This is a genomic window from Patiriisocius sp. Uisw_017 (assembly GCF_047731265.1).
Taxonomy (GTDB): Bacteria; Bacteroidota; Bacteroidia; order Flavobacteriales; family Flavobacteriaceae; genus Patiriisocius.
Map to the genome: position 1 here is coordinate 203725 of NZ_CP159835.1, position 18793 is coordinate 222517.

20 protein-coding genes are annotated in these 18793 nt (G+C 36.3%); 7 read left to right on the forward strand and 13 right to left on the reverse strand.

What is annotated here, in order from left to right; genetic code table 11:
• Nucleotides 1-25 precede the first annotated feature (25 nt).
• Nucleotides 26-511 (forward strand): DUF4199 domain-containing protein, encoded by a 486-nt coding sequence (locus ABXT67_RS00860; protein WP_415375405.1) that lies wholly within the window; start codon nt 26-28, stop codon nt 509-511.
• A gap of 88 nt (nt 512-599) precedes the next feature.
• Here the strand turns inward: ABXT67_RS00860 and ABXT67_RS00865 are convergent, their stop codons facing one another.
• The 4 genes from ABXT67_RS00865 to ABXT67_RS00880 all read right to left on the reverse strand — a co-directional run bounded on the left by ABXT67_RS00865 (nt 600) and on the right by ABXT67_RS00880 (nt 4142).
• Complete coding sequence (locus ABXT67_RS00865) at nt 600-2084, reverse strand: DUF4097 family beta strand repeat-containing protein (RefSeq protein ID WP_415375406.1); 1485 nt, start codon at nt 2082-2084, stop codon at nt 600-602.
• Entirely contained in the window at nt 2056-2667 is a 612-nt protein-coding gene (locus ABXT67_RS00870) for a hypothetical protein (protein WP_415375407.1), read from the reverse strand. Before ABXT67_RS00870 ends, ABXT67_RS00865 begins: the two co-directional genes overlap by 29 nt.
• Nucleotides 2651-3199, reverse strand: coding sequence for an RNA polymerase sigma factor (locus ABXT67_RS00875; protein WP_415375408.1), 549 nt, complete (start codon nt 3197-3199; stop codon nt 2651-2653). Before ABXT67_RS00875 ends, ABXT67_RS00870 begins: the two co-directional genes overlap by 17 nt.
• Nucleotides 3200-3713: 514 nt before the next feature.
• Nucleotides 3714-4142 carry an organic hydroperoxide resistance protein gene (locus ABXT67_RS00880; RefSeq protein WP_415375409.1) on the reverse strand — a complete coding sequence of 143 codons (429 nt, stop codon included), beginning with the start codon at nt 4140-4142 and terminating at the stop codon, nt 3714-3716.
• Nucleotides 4143-4234: 92 nt separating this feature from the next.
• Between ABXT67_RS00880 and meaB the strand changes: the two genes are divergently transcribed.
• Entirely contained in the window at nt 4235-5311 is a 1077-nt protein-coding gene (gene meaB, locus ABXT67_RS00885; RefSeq protein WP_415375410.1) for a methylmalonyl Co-A mutase-associated GTPase MeaB, read from the forward strand.
• Here the strand turns inward: meaB and ABXT67_RS00890 are convergent.
• A complete protein-coding gene (locus tag ABXT67_RS00890; RefSeq protein WP_415375411.1) occupies nt 5306-6247 on the reverse strand; it encodes an NAD-dependent epimerase/dehydratase family protein in 942 nt (313 codons plus the stop codon). The two genes, meaB and ABXT67_RS00890, sit on opposite strands and share 6 nt — an antisense overlap.
• A 154-nt stretch (nt 6248-6401) precedes the next feature.
• Between ABXT67_RS00890 and ABXT67_RS00895 the strand changes: the two genes are divergently transcribed.
• The 3 genes from ABXT67_RS00895 to ABXT67_RS00905 are packed head-to-tail and all read left to right on the forward strand — an operon-like array spanning nt 6402 to nt 9377.
• Nucleotides 6402-7112: a glycosyltransferase family 2 protein gene (locus ABXT67_RS00895; protein WP_415376894.1), complete on the forward strand. Its 711-nt coding sequence runs from the start codon at nt 6402-6404 to the stop codon at nt 7110-7112.
• Nucleotides 7109-7741, forward strand: a complete 633-nt coding sequence (locus ABXT67_RS00900) for a lipid-A-disaccharide synthase N-terminal domain-containing protein (protein ID WP_415375412.1) — start codon at nt 7109-7111, stop codon at nt 7739-7741. Before ABXT67_RS00895 ends, ABXT67_RS00900 begins: the two co-directional genes overlap by 4 nt.
• On the forward strand, nt 7731-9377 hold the full coding sequence (locus tag ABXT67_RS00905) for an ArnT family glycosyltransferase (protein WP_415375413.1): 1647 nt from the start codon (nt 7731-7733) through the stop codon (nt 9375-9377). The genes ABXT67_RS00900 and ABXT67_RS00905 overlap by 11 nt, the downstream gene beginning before the upstream one ends.
• Nucleotides 9378-9481: 104 nt before the next feature.
• Here the strand turns inward: ABXT67_RS00905 and ABXT67_RS00910 are convergent, their stop codons facing one another.
• From ABXT67_RS00910 to ABXT67_RS00920, 3 genes are all read right to left on the reverse strand, one after another.
• A complete protein-coding gene (locus ABXT67_RS00910; RefSeq protein WP_415375414.1) occupies nt 9482-10063 on the reverse strand; it encodes a phosphatase PAP2 family protein in 582 nt (193 codons plus the stop codon).
• Nucleotides 10064-10294 carry a hypothetical protein gene (locus tag ABXT67_RS00915; protein WP_415375415.1) on the reverse strand — a complete coding sequence of 77 codons (231 nt, stop codon included), beginning with the start codon at nt 10292-10294 and terminating at the stop codon, nt 10064-10066.
• A 617-nt stretch (nt 10295-10911) separates the two neighbouring features.
• A complete protein-coding gene (locus ABXT67_RS00920) occupies nt 10912-12294 on the reverse strand; it encodes an MATE family efflux transporter (RefSeq protein ID WP_415375416.1) in 1383 nt (460 codons plus the stop codon).
• An 88-nt stretch (nt 12295-12382) separates the two neighbouring features.
• Here ABXT67_RS00920 and ABXT67_RS00925 point away from each other — a divergent pair, with 88 nt between their 5' ends.
• Together ABXT67_RS00925 and ABXT67_RS00930 are read left to right on the forward strand one after the other, a co-directional pair.
• Nucleotides 12383-12610 (forward strand): hypothetical protein, encoded by a 228-nt coding sequence (locus ABXT67_RS00925; protein WP_415375417.1) that lies wholly within the window; start codon nt 12383-12385, stop codon nt 12608-12610.
• A 232-nt stretch (nt 12611-12842) separates the two neighbouring features.
• Entirely contained in the window at nt 12843-13733 is an 891-nt protein-coding gene (locus ABXT67_RS00930) for a DUF1853 family protein (RefSeq protein ID WP_415375418.1), read from the forward strand.
• A 91-nt stretch (nt 13734-13824) separates the two neighbouring features.
• Here ABXT67_RS00930 and ABXT67_RS00935 read toward each other — a convergent pair whose 3' ends face one another.
• The 5 genes from ABXT67_RS00935 to ABXT67_RS00955 form a co-directional block, all read right to left on the reverse strand.
• Nucleotides 13825-15213 (reverse strand): M20/M25/M40 family metallo-hydrolase, encoded by a 1389-nt coding sequence (locus ABXT67_RS00935; protein ID WP_415375419.1) that lies wholly within the window; start codon nt 15211-15213, stop codon nt 13825-13827.
• A 92-nt stretch (nt 15214-15305) separates the two neighbouring features.
• Nucleotides 15306-16184 carry a PPK2 family polyphosphate kinase gene (locus tag ABXT67_RS00940; protein WP_415375420.1) on the reverse strand — a complete coding sequence of 293 codons (879 nt, stop codon included), beginning with the start codon at nt 16182-16184 and terminating at the stop codon, nt 15306-15308.
• Between the two features lie 121 nt (nt 16185-16305).
• Nucleotides 16306-16599 carry a hypothetical protein gene (locus ABXT67_RS00945; RefSeq protein WP_415375421.1) on the reverse strand — a complete coding sequence of 98 codons (294 nt, stop codon included), beginning with the start codon at nt 16597-16599 and terminating at the stop codon, nt 16306-16308.
• Nucleotides 16600-16734: 135 nt separating this feature from the next.
• Complete coding sequence (locus tag ABXT67_RS00950) at nt 16735-17898, reverse strand: sigma-54-dependent transcriptional regulator (protein ID WP_415375422.1); 1164 nt, start codon at nt 17896-17898, stop codon at nt 16735-16737.
• 3 nt (nt 17899-17901) lie between these two features.
• A complete protein-coding gene (locus ABXT67_RS00955; protein WP_415375423.1) occupies nt 17902-18789 on the reverse strand; it encodes a DUF6268 family outer membrane beta-barrel protein in 888 nt (295 codons plus the stop codon).
• Between the last annotated feature and the right edge of the window lie 4 nt (nt 18790-18793).

An 18793-nucleotide genomic window follows, 5' to 3' on the forward strand; every position in this document is an offset into this window, starting at 1 on the left:
TATCTTCGGAAAAACAACCACTGCCATGAAGTATTTAAAAAATATTAAAATCGAACTCAAATGGGCCATCATTTTTACAATAATGATGTTGGTCTGGATGTTATTGGAGAAGACATTGGGTTGGCACGATGCGCAAATTGCAGATCATAAATGGATTACAATGTTATTTGTCCCTTTTGCTGTATTTATGTATGTCCTCGCAATGCGAGAAACTCGAAGACGTTTTTATAATCGAAAAATTACGTGGCTTCAGGGGTTTTTATCAGGATTAATTATAACTATTTTTATTGCACTATTGTCTCCGTTAGCACAATACCTTACGCACAATTATATTACCCCTGAGTATTTTGAAAATGTAAAAGATTATTCAATCACCAATAAATTAATGACTATTGAAACCGCCAATGAGTACTTTAACTTGAACACCTATTTATTGCAATCGTTTTTTGGAGCTCTTTTGGGCGGGGTACTCACTTCGGCTATTGTGGCAATTTTTTTAAGAAGGAGCTAAATTCGGTTGAAGAAAATCAAGAATCAAGCAAAGGTTTTACGGGGCTTGGGGAGGTATTAATATAAACTTTAATAAATTTATAGCCTTATTAATTGGTAAGGCGAATATTACTGTAATCTGTATTTATTAATAAGTTCCTATTCTTAGTAATGCTCTTATTAAAACCTTTAACTAATATTCTATCCCCTTCTTTCTCTGTACTTAACTGAAGTGATTTTGGATATTTAAGGGTAGATTTCTTGCCGTTGAACAAAAATGAAAAAGAAGTATCCGGCAATGCTATGGATGCGTCTGTATTTCTTAATACAATTTCTAAACGGCTAAAATTATCTGAAACATTTCCAATAATCAATGCTCCAAAAGAACCTGTTAAAAACGCTTCTTTATTAATATTTCCAACACGAACATCGCTAGAATTTGCATTCAGTTGAATGCTTTCAACACTTGCAATATCGCAGTTGTCTACAAATTTAAGATACAGGGTTCCATACTTCCAATCCTTTACTATTACGGGTGCATAAGAAGCATTGATGAGGGTGTTACCCCCATCAATACTTTCTGCCATAAATGGCGAATGATTTAGTGTTGCTTTTACATTAAAGGCGTCTGCCATTTTTATTTCTCCGTGACGCACATTGATCTCTGCTTTTGTATCCTTTGGCATCCGAATAATAATCGTCTTCTTTGAAGCAGGCATCTTCTTAAGATTAGCCTTGTTTGATGAAATAATAGTTCTCTTATTTCCATTTTCATCCACTGTAGTCGTTTTTGAATAATTACCTTTTACATTATGCTCAATGATTTTACCCATTTCTTCCATACTTTGCTCAAAATTTTCTCCAAAATTTTCTCCAAACTGCTCGCCCCAGGCTTCCATATCTTCTCCAAACTGCTCGCCCCATGCTTCCATTTCTTTGCCAAACTTTTCTCCCCAAGCTTCCATTTTAGCTTCCCATTCTGGGCCAAAACGCTCTTCGTACTCTTTTTCTAAGTTATCTCCCCATTTTTCCATGTCCCGCTCAAAATCTTTACCAAAATTCTTATCCATTTTGGCTTCAAACTTTTTCATATACCCTTCTTCATCCTTTTTAAACTCCTCATAATCAAAGTCTATTGCTCCAACGCTGCTCATAATGGTCTCCGTAAATTCTGGAGAACTCACTGATGTAATCACAGGTGTTAATGCATTCTCTAATAAAGGGCCTAAAAACTCTAAATTATTTAAAGATTCAATACTGCCCAAGCTGTTTGAGTTATTCCAAAGACCGCTGCTGCCTTTTGATGAGATGACAACATTTTTACTATTGCCAAGCACCTCAAAATTCCAGTTATCAAAAATTTCTTGTTTTTGTTCTTTTGTTACGTCTTCACCTTCAACAAAAGCTTCTACTTCTACTCTGTCTTTATTCCAAGTTTCAAAAATAATATTTGTATACGATGTGTTTACCGTAACAACCATCTCGTCGCTTGCATTAAAAGACTCTACATATTTTTCTTGCGAAAAACCTGTAGCAACTATCACCAACACAAGTGCTGCTGCTAGTTTATGCTTCAATACTGCTAATTTGTTCATTTGTTTGATTTTTTAGTTCTTTTAGTTTATTTTTTAATTTCAATAGTAGCTCCAGTCGCATTTTTAAATTTTCGACAAGTGCATTGATGGTTTCTTCTGTTGGGCCTACTTCAGTTAGTTCTGTCTGCAGGTTAGTGTATTCTTTAGTAAGTTCGTCCAGTTGCTGCATATAGCCATCAATCACATCTTTATTATCGTCTGTGATTACTAGCGATGCTAATTGAACATTAATACCTGCCATATAATAATCTTCTACCCTCTTTAGATCTGGCGAAATATCTGCCAATCGCACGCGCTTAATCTCATTCCCGTTTTTTACAGGGATCTCCTTTTCTACTAAGGTATTTTCACCGTTATTATTAGAGAGCGAATAGTAGCCAAAAATGCTTACTGCCACAAAGGCAATCGCTACGGCTGCAATCTTCATCCAAAAAACAAAAGGCCGTTGTCTTCCCGAAGTTGTTGTCTTCTCATTACTAAAAGCTGCTTGCAAACGGGATTCAAACCTAGCTTCGTGTCCTGTAGGTAACGATGGATCTTGCGACGGTTGCTCCTTCATAAGCGCTCTAATATCCTGTGCCATATTGTAAATGTTTTAAGTGTTGTTGTAATTGTATCTTTCCGCGGTGTAAATTTGTACGCGAAGCACTTTCTGTAATTCCTAAAATATCTGCTATTTCTTGATGGTCAAATCCTTCTAACAAAAATAATTTTACTACTGCTTTATGGCTTTCTGAAAGCTTATCAATGGCACTATTTATTTCAATCATTGTGGTACCATCTCCTACTTCCCAACCGGTATCTTCTTCATCTTCAATTCGCAACGTGTTGTCATTAATCTCATCAAAATAAATCTTCTTCTTTTTAAGAACATCCAGACATGTATTTATTACAATGCGTTTGAGCCAAGCCCCAAAAGTGACGTCTCCTTTAAATTGTTCAATTTTTTTAAATGCCTTGATGAACGATTCCTGCATTGCATCCTCTGCAGCAGCGGTATCTTTTATATACCTGCTGGCAACGATAAACATACCGTCACAATACTGCTTGTAAAGCGTCAATTGGGCTTTAGCATTATTTGCTCTGCATTGTTCTACAAGTAATAAATTAGACACTTTTTGATGGTTTTTCGATGGTGTTTGATTTAGAGACGACATTTTGTTCGTGTTGTTGCAAAGGAGCACATTTTTTTCAAATTATTTGTATCTGGCATTCGCCGAAATGATAATCATTAGAAATCGGTGCTTTTTTACAGACAATTAATGCTGAGGGTTAACAATCGCTTCGCTCCAAGAACCCCACATTAGTACTGGAAAAACTGTCTTGTTTGGTGAAATATTATTTAAAAAATTACAGTAAGTAATTTTGAGGATACGTAACGAAGTTTTTAAGCTCCTCCTCAATCCTTAATCAAGGAGAGCAACTCAAATTCACCAAGGGAGGGAGAGGGCCCTTTAGGTAATATGGGGGAGGTTTGGTTGGTGTTGTTACAAAAAAAACTCCCTCATATCTCCTCAAGCAGGGAAGCTCAAGCCCTTCCTTTAAGAGCGGTTAGGCAAGTGTTTTCAAATATAAAAATGCCAACGTTATATGGCGTTGGCATTTAAATTATACGGTGTTGTTTGTTTACTATTCCAGTACCATCAAATTCAAAGTTACATCTATATTATCGCGCGTAGCTCTTGAAAATGGGCACATCTCATGTGCCTTGTTAATGATGTCTTCGCCTGTTTTAGTATCTACACCAGGCAAGACACAGTCTAAAATGGCAGCGAGTTGTAAGTTGCCTTTTTCTGTTTTTCCTAAGCTAATGGTTGCTTCGACTTCAATAGCGCCATCAAGAGCAACCCCTTCTTTTTCAGCAATAAGACCTAGTGCTCCTCCAAAACATGCGGCATAGGCACTACCAAATAATTCTTCAGGGTTTGTTCCTTTAGCGCCATCACCACCCAATTCCTTTGGCACTGCTAAGTTCATATCTATCATACCACGCTCACTCTTAACATGGCCTGCTCTGCCGCCTGTGGCTGTAACTGTTTCTTTATAAAATGTATTCATTTTGTAAAATTTTAAATTAAACTAGGATCAATATAAAGCTCTAAAACTTTTAATTTAAATTTACATTCATAAAATATTCATAAATTGTCCTGATGGCAAGCCCGAAAAAAATACCCAGCGCATTACAAGAAAGAAAAGGAATCCAGCCGCCCAATTCTTTAAGCAACACTGCTGCCGAAAAATTGAAAGCGGCAAGAAAAAAAACACCTTCTACTCAAGCGCTCATAAAAGGTATTAGCGAGGGAAACAAAACGGCACTGGCAAGAGGAATCACTATTGTTGAAAGTACTGCGACCAAACATATTGCTCAAGCTAAAGAGATTATTAACGCCTGCTTACCACTAGCAAACAAATCGGTTCGCATTGGAATTACTGGAGTGCCCGGTGTTGGAAAAAGCACCTTTATTGAACAATTTGGCAACCTCCTCACACTACAAAATCATAAAGTAGCCGTACTTGCCGTTGATCCAAGTAGCAGCTTAAGTCGCGGAAGCATTCTAGGCGACAAAACACGAATGGAATCACTGGTTACAAACGCGAATGCTTTTATTCGCCCTTCTGCAAGTGGCGATTCTTTGGGCGGTGTTGCCCGTAAAACCCGCGAAGCCATTATTTTATGCGAAGCAGCTGGATACACACACATCATTGTGGAAACGGTGGGCGTAGGACAAAGTGAAACGGTCGTGCACTCTATGACCGATTTCTTTTTATTACTAAAACTAGCCGGCGCAGGAGATGAACTACAAGGCATCAAACGCGGAATTATAGAAATGGCAGACGCCGTTGTAATTAATAAAGCGGATGGTAAAAATGTGACTCCAGCCAAATTAGCAAAAACACAATTTAATCGAGCCTTGCATTTATATCCTCCAAAAGAAAATGGTTGGACCGCAAAAGCCTTAACGTGCAGCGCACTAAACAATGAAGGCATTACTGAAGTACAGCAACTTATTCAATCTTTTGTTATTGAAATGAAAGAGAATCAATATTTTAGTAAAAAAAGAAAAAATCAACAAAAATTCTGGTTGCTACAAACTATTGAGAATAGACTAAAAAGTGATTTCTACGATAATACAGCTGTTAGTGCAGCTTTAGAAATTCAACTAGAAAAAATTGCTAAAAATGAAACTACGGCTTTCGAGGCTGCGGAAGTTTTGATGAGATTATAAAAAACGACCTTTATACCATTCAATTTGAGCTTTCAGACCTTCTTCCAATCCTGTTGTAGGATTATAATTGAGGACCCTTCTTGCTTTATCTATATTGGCTTTTGTACGTGATTGGTCACCGGGTCTTGCAGGATGAGGCAGAATATCAATAGTAGTGTTGAGGAGTTTCTCTACTGTTTCAATACCTGTTGCAGTGGTGTTTTCTTCTTCAGTGCCCAAATTAAAAATTTGAGTATTGCAGACCTCTTCGTTTCCTATTACAGAGACGATTCCGTCTATAATATCTTGAACATAGGTGAAACTTCTTAAGTGTTTTTCACTCCCGTTAAATAAAGTAAAGGGCTTGTTTTGAAGTACGCAAGCGATTAAACGTGTGTATAATTTATCAGGACGTTCCCGAGGCCCATACACTGAATACAATCGCAATGAACACCCTTTAAAGAACCCTCTTCGAGCATAAGCCAATACCAATTGCTCTGCTGCTAATTTTGTTACTCCGTACCAAGATGCTGGCAATGGTACTTCGTTTTCAGTCAAGGTCGCTTCCAATCCATAAATAGAAGAGGTCGCAATATTTGCAAAAAAAGGTCGCCGGCTTTTCGTTTCAATATAATCCAACAATCGTTGTGTTGCGAGTATATTATTGGACACATAATCTTTAAAAGTAGAAGACGCTGAAATACCTGGGTGTGCAGCAAAATGAAATACAAAGTCTAATGTTGAAGGTAAATATTTAGATAAATCGTCCGTTCTTAAATCTGCTTCGATAAAATGAGCTCCCGCTTTTTTAATGGCTGAAACATTCATTTTTTTTAAGTCGATATCATAATAAGGTGAAAAGTTATCTAGCCCATATACGGTATGCCCCAAGCCAAGAAGACGTTCCACCGTGTGTGAACCTATAAAACCCGCTGCGCCTGTGACTAGAATATTCATAATTGTGACCGTGAAGCCCAGTAAATTTTATTTCCGAAGAAACTTTAATCAATAAAAGTGAATTGTAAAAATAGCATCTTTTTTATCCTATTCTTTTAATATCGTCACATTCTTGAAAAAAGAGATACTTTTGTACAAACAATCAAGACAGTCCATGTACGATTTTACCATTATTGTTCCTGTTTACAATGAAGAAGACAACCTTCAAAGGGTGGAAGAAGAATTATTCGCTTACCTAAAAATTGCCTCAAAGCCCACCAAAATACTTTTTGTAAACGACGGCTCTAAAGACAACAGTCAACAAATGATTGAAGATATTTGCCAACGCAATGAATCCTTCAGTTTTTTAAATTTCAACCAAAATCGTGGTTTAAGCGCCGCAATTAAGGCTGGGTTTGACCATGTAGACACCGAGTATGTAGGCTATATTGATAGCGATTTACAAACCGCTCCAGAAGACTTTAACCTGCTCTTAGAAAACGTGCCCAACTACGATCTTGTTACTGGCGTGCGTGCTGACAGAAAAGATAGTTTTGTAAAAAACATGTCTTCAAGAATTGCCAATGGAATTCGTCGTGCTTTCACCCAGGATGGAATGGACGACACTGGCTGCCCGCTAAAAGTAATAAAGACAGACTACGCAAAACGCATCCCAATGTTTAAAGGCTTGCACCGTTTTTTACCCGCAATGATGTTGTTACAAAATGCAAAAGTACTACAAGTACCCGTAAGACATTTTCCTAGAGTAGCCGGAACTGCCAAGTTTGGTGTTTGGAACCGGTTATTAGGACCACTAATGGATTGCTTTGCTTATTTGTGGATGAAAAAAAAGTATATTAATTACGAAATTAAAAATAAAGGATGAGCGCTTGGCTCATCTATACTATTGGGTTTGTCGCCCAAATACTTTTTTCGGGAAGGCTTGTATTACAATGGGCTCTTTCAGAAAAAAGCAAAAAAATTGTCACCCCTTCCCTATTCTGGAAGCTTAGCTTATTTGCCTCTTTCTTGTTGTTCGTTTATGGATATTTAAGAGATGATTTTGCCATTATGCTTGGACAAACATTGACCTATTATATTTATATCCGCAACTTACAGTTGCAAGGAGAATGGCAAAAGCTCTTTAAACCTTTACAGTGGTTATTATTAATTTTCCCTGCTATTATTATCTTTTACGGGTATAATAATGGCGAATATGATGCGGTAAAATTATTTCAAAACGAAGCGATTCCGCTATGGCTTTTATGGCTGGGAGTCATAGGACAAGTAGTATTTACCTTGCGCTTTATTTATCAATGGATCTATTCTGAAAAAACTAAAATATCACAACTACCGCTCGGTTTTTGGGCGTTGAGTGTGATGGGTGCCGTACTTATTTTAACCTATGCCATTATTAGAAAAGACCCTGTTCTATTAGTGGGACACGGAGCAGGAATATTCATCTACACCCGAAATATATTTATAGGTAATAAACAAAACACGAATGCAAATTAAGAATAACCACATCTTCCTACTCGTACTAGCGTGTATAATGATATTTTTTATACATCTAGATGCGCTATGGTTAAACGTTATGGAAGTGCGTAATTTTGCTACAGCACGAGAAATGCTTCACGACAATAACTGGATTATGACCACATTAAATGGAGATCCTCGGTATCAAAAACCCCCCTTACCAACTTGGATCACAGCAATTTTTGGCGCTATTTTTAGTATCCACAACATTGCCGCATTAAGATTACCTGCGGCAATTACATCGTTGATTTTAATAGTATGCTCCTATAAATTGGCCATGCAATTCTCTAAAGACAAAACCTATGCTTTTTTAAGTTCGTTAATTTTAGGCACTTCATTTTATATTGTATTCTCAGGAAGAAATGGGCAATGGGATATTTTTACACATGGTTTTATGATGGTATGCATTTATCAATTATACCTGTTTTTTACTTCTGAAGAAAAAAAATATCAGCACGTTTTAATCGCTGCTTTTTTCTTTGGTTGTTCCTTTATGAGTAAAGGTCCTGTATCATTATATACGCTTTTATTGCCTTTTTTGATAGCATTTGGTTTTACCTTCAAATACCGAAAATTAAAATCACGGTTACTACCATTAGCCCTATTTTTAGTTTTGGCTTTTGTGCTTTCTGCTTGGTGGCATTACTACACCTACTTAAAAGACCCACAAGCTGTACTCGCCATTACTAGTAATGAAACCAATAATTGGACGAATTATAACATACGTCCATTTTATTATTATTGGAGTTTTTTTACTCAAAGTGGTATCTGGACGATACCCGCATTTATCGGGTTGCTGTATCCTTATTTAAAAAATAAAGTTTTCGATAAAAAAGCATACCAATTTACATTAATCTGGCTAGTAGCTTCGGTACTATTATTATCTATTATTCCTGAAAAAAAATCCCGTTACCTCCTACCAGTACTTATTCCATTGGCGATGAATACTGGCTTTTATATTGAATATTTATTTAGAAATTTCAGCAGTTTAAAAAATAAGAAAGAGACTTTTCCCGTCTATTTTAATTTTGGGCTCATTGCACTTATTGGCCTCTCTTTTTCGGTGGTTGGGTATATATTGCTGAAAGACATTTACACTGGAAACTGGCTTTGGTTTATAGTCTTAGCAATTGTATTGGTTGTTATTGGAATAGGAATAGTGATGAATTTAAGACGAAAGCGAATACAGCCTGTATTTTATTTAACCATCTTATTTATTTGCGCTGTCACCACTTTTGGTTTGCCTATGGTAAAATTCATTAATGTAAACCCTGAATATAAATCGTTTTCAATTTTGAAAGATTGGCAGTCTAAAAATGATGTCTCAATTTATGAATATAGCTACTTTACTCCTGAAGTAACATGGAGTTTTGGCGAACCTATTAAAGTACTTCGTGATGGCGAAAAAGTGCTATTCCCGAAGGAAAACAACTTTGGAATATTAGTGGAAAAAGAAAGTACAGCACAATTTTATGATGATTATAAAGGGTATGCTATCAAAAAAATTAGCGACTATGATATTAACCCGATACCCTCTGGAAATGAAAGATACAGCAGGGGTTTATACCGGGATTTTTATATCGTTACTGCGCTTGCTTCGATACCCTCTAAATAAAATTTACTTGTAGTCATTTCATTTAGTTCTCGCGGTAAACCTTGCGTGTTTGTTTGATTAAAGCAATGCATTGAACAGCCCCTTAACCCCTTTGAAATCCGGAATTAAATCTTGGCTTCTGAATTAAACTTTCGTTGTACCCAACGGTTCAGTTTATAAATGGAAAGGCCAATTAGTGCACCAAAAAACATTCCTGTTAGAATATCTAAAGGGTAATGTACTCCTAAATAAATTCTTGAATAGGCTACCACAACAGCCCAAAACAATAATAGAAACGGCAGATATCTATAATGGGGTTTTAGTAACACCCCTATAAAGACAGCCGCGGCCATGGTACTTGCGGCGTGTGCAGAAAAATAGCCATAACGTCCACATCCCTCTGCTACAAAACGCATAAGTGGTTTTAATTCTTCTACCCTACAAGGGCGTGGTCTTTTAAAGAGTACATATTTAAATAAGTTGGCTAGCTGGTCTGAAGCCGTTACCATAACAGCTGCACAAACAACAACGATAAGCATGCCCTTTGCGCCAAACTTCTTAAAAACTAAATACAATAAAAGCAAATATAGTGGAATGGAAGACCATTTCTCTGTCACTATGTTCCAAAACTCGTCCCAAGTAGGGTTTCCCAAATTATTGAGATAAAGGAATAATTGCTCGTCATATGTTAATACCTGCTCTAGCATTTAGTCTTGTTCGTAAAGCGCTACTTCGCGATCATAGAATGCCGTAGCTTCTTTGATATAGTTTTCGGTTTCGGCTTCGAGTTCTTTTTGATCGTGTTGGTCAAATTCTTCGAGCCACTCTACCTCATCATTTTCGAGATTGATTATAAAACGGGGAAACTCAGTACGAATTATAAAAATAGCTTCTGGATAATCGCTATTATCTCCTAATATATAAGTAGGTAATTCCATTTGGGATTTATGTTTTGTGGTTTGTTGCTAAAATTACTGCTTTTTAAATTCATCTTAAAACAAAAAGAAAAATCCCGAGCTTTCACTCGGGAATCTAAAAATATTTAAACAAATAAAATAAACCTCTCTTTTTCAATAGATCTAAATTTTAACCCCTTTTAAAGTTTGTTTCTTAGGCTAAGATAAGCACAAAAAGAAAGTCCTAAAAACAGTTATGGCTACTCTTTATAAAATGAATGTCGGCTTTTATAAATTAAGGGTGGCCATTTATTAGAGAAACCTGGGTTTGAGTCTGTAACTTCTTATAGCACAAGGTTGGTGTATCTTTGAGGGATACACTTATTAAAAGCAATCATATATCAAGGAGCCAATAATTTAAACAACCATAATACTATTGACTGTCGATATGATTAGAAATTTAGAACAAATACTTCAAATTTCAGCTGCGGTTTTAGTCAATAACCATAAACTTGCTTCAAAATAATAAGGAGAACTACACGCATATAAATGATAAATTCCCCTAAGATTAAAAAAAACACACTCAATCAACATAAAATATACTTGGGTGTTTTAGTTCTTTTATTTTGAACTAAAACTAAAATTAGCTTACAAATATCCTATTCTCGAGTAGCATTCGTAAGGGCCAATTTTTTAGAAAGAAAATGAAACCTAAGAAACAATAAAACTCCAGAAACGGTGAGCCCAGCCAGTAATCCTATCCAGATGCCCATACTGCCGTATTCTGTAAAAAGACCCAAGTAATACATTATCGGAAATCCCACGACCCAATAGGCTATAAAAGTTACGATGGTTGGGATTTTTACGTCTTGCATTCCCCGAAGCGCACCCAATGCCACTACTTGAATGGTATCGCTAATTTGAAATACTGCTGCTACTAACAATAATGTTGCGGCGGTGGTGGCTACTTCAGTATTGTCTAATAATTCTAAGGGGTTATCATAGTTGAGATACAAATCGGGTAATGACTGGTGAAAAACCCAAAATACAATAGCAAAGACTACTGCCATTAATGTTGAAAGTAAAAAGATTGAAAAGGCAATGCGCCTCAACTCACCAAATCGTTGCAACCCTTTTTGATTCCCAACACGAATCATGGCTACCACACCAAAGCCCATAGCTACCATAAAGGTCATCGAAGACAAATTGAGCGCAATTTGATTTGCTGCTTGTGGATTCTTTCCTAAGGTACCAGACAACCAAATCGCCGCTGTAAAAATAGCCACTTCAAAAAACATTTGCAAAGCCGAAGGAAAACCTAGATCAAACACTTTTTTAAGCATTGCTTTGGACAGCTTGAAAAACTTAATATGCGTAACAAATGGTTTCGATTTTTTCTTTCGATACAATACATACCAAAGAAACAAAACCATTACAACACGTGACACCAATGTCCCAATAGCCGCACCTACTATACCCCACTCTGGGGCACCCCATTTTCCAAATATGAACATATAGTTGAGAACCACATTAAATAAGTTCGCGATAATCGTTGCATACATAGGATACTTCGTTAGCGACAAACCATCACTAAACTGCTTGAACGCTTGAAAAACAATTAATGGGAATAAAGAAACAGCGACTAGATTTAAATAAGGCATAGCCAAGTCCACAACTTCCGTTGGCTGTTTCATATAATACATCAAAGGCTTTGCAATAAACACCATTGCTACCAGCGCAATACCAAACAGTGTGCATAAAAATAAGCCGTGCTTAAAAGATGATTTCCCTTTCTCAAAATTATTTTCGCCATCAGCTTCCGCTATTAAAGGAGTAATTGCCGTAGAGAAACCAATCCCTAGAGACATTGCTATAAACATAAAGCTATTACCCAAAGAAACGGCGGCAAGCTCTGCTGTTCCTAGTTGCCCAACCATAATGTTATCTATAAAGGCCACTGTGGTATGCCCTAGCATTCCCAAAATAACTGGGCTCGCTAGTTTTAGATTATAACTAAATTCTTTTGTGTAGGAAGTGAGCAATCGCTTTTATTTTTTGGCAAAGGTAGAAAACCAAAATAGGCTATGATTTAAAAAGTTTGTATATTTTTAAATATTCGTAAACAGAAGAATGATGCAATCAAAAGCAAATACCCCGGTGGAATATATTAACGCATTACCTGAAGAAAGAAAAGAAGTTATTTCTAAAATAAGAACGCTTATTCAAGAAAATCTTTCCAAGGGTTTTAAGGAACCTATGAGTTATGGTATGCTAAGATACATAGTAGCGCATAGCGAATATCCTGATGGATATCACTGTGAACCAAAGTTACCCTTGCAGTTTTTGAACATTGCTTAACAAAAAAAATCACGTGGCAGCATGTCATTCTGGTTGTTATACAGATCCTAAATTAATGAAGTAGTCATTTTGAGAATACCCTAAACACGCTACCAATAAAATAGATATGGGAAAAAGTTGTATTCGTTTTAAGAATATGAAGAAAATCCTTTACGAGTTTTTAGGAGAATTATTTGCAAAAATGACGATAGCTGAATGGATTGAGCGGAATGAAAGCCTTATTAAAAAGTAGTTGGTAATTAAAAAAAGAAAACAGATCAATAATACATTCACACATTTTTTAAATATTCCGGAACTTGATGTTTCTTCGGAAGGTTTTCCTTATAATACATTTTCTTGTTCCTCGGCCGCCATCATAGGCTTTTTCCGACGGCGGTCTGCTGAAGCTTTAGGGGACACGCGGACGGAAATGGCAACTCCTATTGATACTGAAATTGAAATTCCGACTAATTTAATTCTCGGGAAGCAAGCCGAATATCTATTTGAGCATTATTTAAAAACCAGTCAATCAATCGAATTACTTGCAGCTAATGTTCAAATTCAAGGAACTTCCCGAACCTTAGGCGAATTGGATTATATAGTAAACGACCATATCGCTTCTAAAACCATCCACGTAGAATTAGCCTGCAAATTCTATCTTCACGATCCTAACTTGTCTTTAGATTTTGAAGCGACTTGGATTGGACCTAACCTGAAAGATACCTTACAGGATAAATTAAACAAGCTTCAAGAAAAGCAATTTCCATTACTGTTTAAAACGGAAGCAGAATCACTTTTGAGTTCATTACAACTTTCTGCTGCAGCTATTGAACAGCGATTGTGTTTAAAAGCTTCGTTGTTTGTCCCAATGGGGTTTGGCTTAGAAACCCTTCCACAGGCATATCAAAAATGTATTGCCGGACGATGGATGTCACACAAAGCATTTGAAAACAAGGAAAGAAAGGGGCAATTTGCTGTTATTCCCAAAAAGAAATGGCTTTCATCACCAGAAATAATTGAGCATTGGAATGATTTTAAAAACACTCAAATAGCAGTTGTTGAAGAAATTTCAGCTAAAAAATCACCACTAGTGTATCAAAATATTAATGGGATAATTTCCAAGTTTTTTGTGGTGTGGTGGTAAGTTTTTAATTGTAGGATGTGGGCTGTTGGGTGTCAAAAAATAATCTCAATTATAAATTCTGAATTTATTAATTCTTAACTGCGCCCAGATTTCATTTCACTCCGTAGGTATCCATCAAATAAATAAGGCTAGTCATTGTGGCTGCTCCTAATTCTAGTTCGCGTTTATTTACGGCGTCAAAAGTATCGTTTTCTGAGTGGTGATGATCAAAATAGCGCTGACTGTCTGGGCGTAATCCTGCCAGTACTATACCGTCTTTCTTTAGTGGACCAATATCTGCTCCACTTCCACCCTTTTCAAAATAATGAATTAGGTAAGGTTTAAATAATGGTCTCCAACTTTCAATTTGATTAAAATTTGCATCGTCACAATCAAACGAAAACCCACGAGGTGTAAAGCCACCAGAATCACTTTCTAAAGCAAAGATGTGATTTTCTCTTTTTAATTGTGCTTGCTCTGCATATTCCCGTCCACCTCTTAAACCATTTTCTTCATTCATAAACAGCACTACTCTAATGCTGTGTTTGGGTTTGTATCCTATTTCTTTCATTAAACGAAGTACTTCCATAGATTGCACAACTCCCGCACCATCATCGTGAGAACCATCACCCAAATCCCAAGAATCTAAATGCCCACCAACAATCATATATTTATCTGGAAATTGTGATCCTGTTATCTCTCCTATTACATTGTGAGACTCAACATCAGGGAAAATTTTGCAGTTCTGCTTTAAATAAAATTTTAAATTAGGAATTAACTTTAGGGTATTGCTCAACTGGTTTGCTCCATTGGTACTAATTGCACAGGCAGGAATGCGTTGGCTTTTTGGTAAATCTCCATAGCTCATAGCCCCCGTATGAGGAAAATCATCCTCTCGCAAATTCATAGAACGCACGACAATACCAACAGCTCCATATTTTCCGGCTTCTTTAGCGCCAGAATAACGCTGATCGACGCAGCCTCCATACGCTTGGAAAGTTTGGATTAAATCTGCCTGCATAGGCCTATTAAAAAAAACGATTTTACCTTCTATTTTTTCTTTTCCCAAGCTTGCCAATTCTTCGATACCTTGCACTTCAACAAGTTCTGCTTTAATACCTACTGCAGCAGTAGCAACAGAACCTCCCAAAGCACAAACATCCATTTCGGTGGTGACACCTGGACCTGTTTCCATATAGGCGTATTCTTGAAAACCACGGGTCCATTTAGGAACCATTACAGGCTGCCGCCAGACTTTATCCAAGCCCAATTTGTCTAATTCTTCCTTGGTATATCTCACCGCCTTTCCTGCATTTAAAGACCCTGATAGCCTCCCTCCAATTTTGTTTGACAGATGATCTAACCAGTGATAACTTTTACCGTTAATTAACGAAGCGTTGTATATTTCACGCAACATCGTGGAGTCTTTCTCATTTATTTGTTGCGCTATTGCTGGTGCTATGAGACCAACTAAAAGTACTGATAGAAATATTTTTTTCATAGGTTTTGCCAGCATTGGCGGGTATTATGTAACACTAAGAATTTACGCAAGTCATTTAGATTAATATCTGTTATAAATTGTTAAGAGTACTATTATTCTTTTTCAAGTCTTGCAATAAATTCATCAATCCTTGCTTTTACTTTGTCATCAAGTTCTGGTTCCTTGATATCGTTATATTTTTGCAACTCTTGTAACATTATTGATGCCACAGTTAGTCTGGCCGAAGGTTTATCGTCTGACGGAATTATATACCAAGGCGCATGTGCTTTTGATGTTCTGTTTAAAATATCCTCGTAACATCGCATATAGTCACTCCATAAATCACGCTCATCTAAATCTCCTGCCGAAAACTTCCAGTTCTTACTTGGTTTTCTCAACCTGCGCAACTGCCTGTGTTTTTGTTCGTCTTTTGAAAGATTCAAAAAGAACTTAAAAATAATGGTCCCATTATCTGCAATCGTTTTTTCAAAATTATTGATTTGCTCAAAACGCGCATCCCAAAACTTTGAATCCACCTCTGAAACCGAATTTACATGTGGTAGGTTTTCTCCCATTATATACTCGGGATGTACGCGCGTTACCAATACGTTTTCATAATGTGTTCGATTAAAAACACCAAATTTTCCTCGGGACGGCAAGGCTATATAATGGCGCCATAAGTAGTCGTGTTTCTTTTCTAAATCTGTAGGCACCTTAAAGCTATGAACTACCACGCCACGTGCATTAAAATCTTTAAAAACTTCTCGAATTAAACTGTCCTTACCAGCAGCATCCATTCCTTGCAAACAGACCAATACAGCATATTTACCGTGCGCATATAAAGTGTCTTGTAAATCGCCTAATTTCTCTCTTGTACCCTCTAATGCTTCTTCAATCGCATCCTTATCAGCAAGAAGATCAATGTAGGTTTTAGTTTCTTCGATAGCAATCTTGCTCGTTACTTTGTATTCTGAAACATCAATTAATTTCATAATTATTCTGAAATATTAAAATTTAACCTATTCATAATTCCGTAGCTAAGATACGGATGTTCTAAAGAATAAAATTTTCCGATTTATATTTTGTATTCAGATTTAAGTTCGCTTCATTTTGCTATTTTTCAGATTTTTGTTTCCCATAAAATTTGACAAGAAATTTCCCAAATATAAAATATAGAACAAGAACAGTAAGTCCTCCAATTAAATATCCATTATTTAATAATTCTTTGTAGCTATAATTGAAATAGAATAATAAACAACAAAGGAAAAACTGAAAAACGGCATAGGTAATATTTCCTTTGGGGCTATACCCAAATAATCCAAGAAAATGAGTTTTAGTTAATCCAAAAATTAAGTGAGGCATAGCATTTACTAATAATGCTCCAATGAAAAAGTCAATAATATCCATTTTTTTAATTGTAGTAACAACTTTAAATTAAACATTTAAGAAACAAAAATGTTCTCGTTTATTAATTACTGTCCGTATAGAAGTATAAAAAAGCTCCTGATACTTTCCGAAGCGTTCATTGTTATTTTTTCAACCTTACTTACTAGCAAATAATTTGACATCTTTTTCGCTTACCACATCGCCACCAAGAATGATAAGTCGTTCTACAACGTTTCGCAACTCTCTAATATTCCCTGTCCAATCGTATTCTTGCAACAATTCAACAGCTTTATCACTGAATTTTTTTTGACTAGTACCGTGCTCACTTGCTATTCGCTTTGTAAAATAGGATATTAATAAAGGAATATCTTCGCGCCGTTTGTTAAGCGCAGGCACATCAATAAGAATTACCGCAAGCCTGTGGTACAAATCCTCTCTAAAATTACCTTCGGCAATCTCCTTTTTTAAATTTTTATTGGTTGCTGCAACTACCCGAACATCAACTTTTATATCTCTATCACTTCCCACACGCTGCACTCTATTTTCTTGCAATGCGCGCAATACTTTGGCTTGGGCAGGCAAACTCATGTCTCCAATTTCATCTAAAAAAATGGTGCCTCCGTTTGCAGCTTCAAACTTACCAGCCCTGTCTTTATTTGCAGATGTAAAAGCTCCTTTAACGTGTCCAAATAATTCACTTTCGATAAGCTCACTAGGTATTGCAGCGCAGTTTACCTCAATCATTGGGCCTTTGCTACGATCACTAGTTTGATGGAGCCAATGCGCTACTAATTCTTTTCCTGTACCATTAGGACCCGTTATGAAAACGCGTGCCTCAGTAGGAGCTACTTTTTCAATCATTTCTTTGATACGAGTAATGGCGTCGCTGGTGCCAATCATCTCATAATTTTTACTAACTTTCTTCTTAAGGCGCGTGTTTTCAACAACCAGTTCTTTTCGGTCTAAAGCAATACGCACCGTATTTAATAACCTATTTAAATCTGGTGGTTTGCTTATATAATCAAAAGCACCTAGGCGCATTGTATTGACCGCAGTATCTATATCTCCATGACCAGAAATCATTACAATTGGAATTTCAGGTTTAATTTTCTTAACGGCTTCTAACACCTCAACCCCATCCATTTTGGGCATTTTTATATCGCAAAGAACAAGATCATAATCTTCATTTTTAATAAGCTCTGTTCCTACTAATCCATCTTCAGCTTCTGTAACTTGGTACGTATCGCTTTCTTCACTTAAAATCTTTACAAGCACCCTTCTAATAGCTGCTTCATCTTCAATAATTAATATTTTTGGCATAGCTTATATTTTAAGTTTAATTCCACCGCGTGTGTAGAAAGAATTCGTGTCATTTATAATAAACACCTCATTATAATCTCCATCATCTATACGTATATCATTTAGCAGTGTATATCCACCATAAACAAAAAACAAAACATGATCTATAAATTCATATTCATATCCAATACCAGATAGCAATGTAGTCATCGATATATTTTCTCCTATCCTTCCAGAACCATCATTTATTTCTATATTATCTTGAATATTTGCAAAAAATCCATCTAAAGTGACGAATCCTTGTAGTTTCATATTAGGTGCAAGTTCATACTTAATATTAGACTTGGGTATACCAGCACCAAATGTCCATTTTGGAGCAAACTCGCGGTAATAATTTATAAATGGCAAGGGAAATGGTCTCCCTGCCGTTGTAGAATAATTGAGACCTATCACCAATCTCCAAGGTTTTCTTACATTATCATCTCTTCCTGTTTTATCTCTAATAGCAAAGATACTTCCCCCTAGAATAAAATCATCTGAAGTTACTTTACTTACAAAGTTAGACGCTAGCCTAAACTCTGCTTGTAAAGCATAACGCCAACCACTTTCTAATTTATCTGTAAAACCAAGTGTTGTTGTAAAGTTTTGATAGCGTTCAAGATCTGAAGCAGGGAACGGAGACATGTCTTCGAGTTTTAAAAAAACATTTCTGTATTCAAATCCTGCAACAATATACGCATCGTCATCAACTTGAAATGGGACATTTACAAAAGCTCGAAATCGCTTAAATGAATTTTCTGAATCTCCTTGAGGAAAATAAGTGTATTCTACACGAGCTAAATCCGTTAACTGTGCTTTTACAGAAAAGGCAATCCCCATACACAAAAAGTAAACTATGAATTTATATTTCATTAGC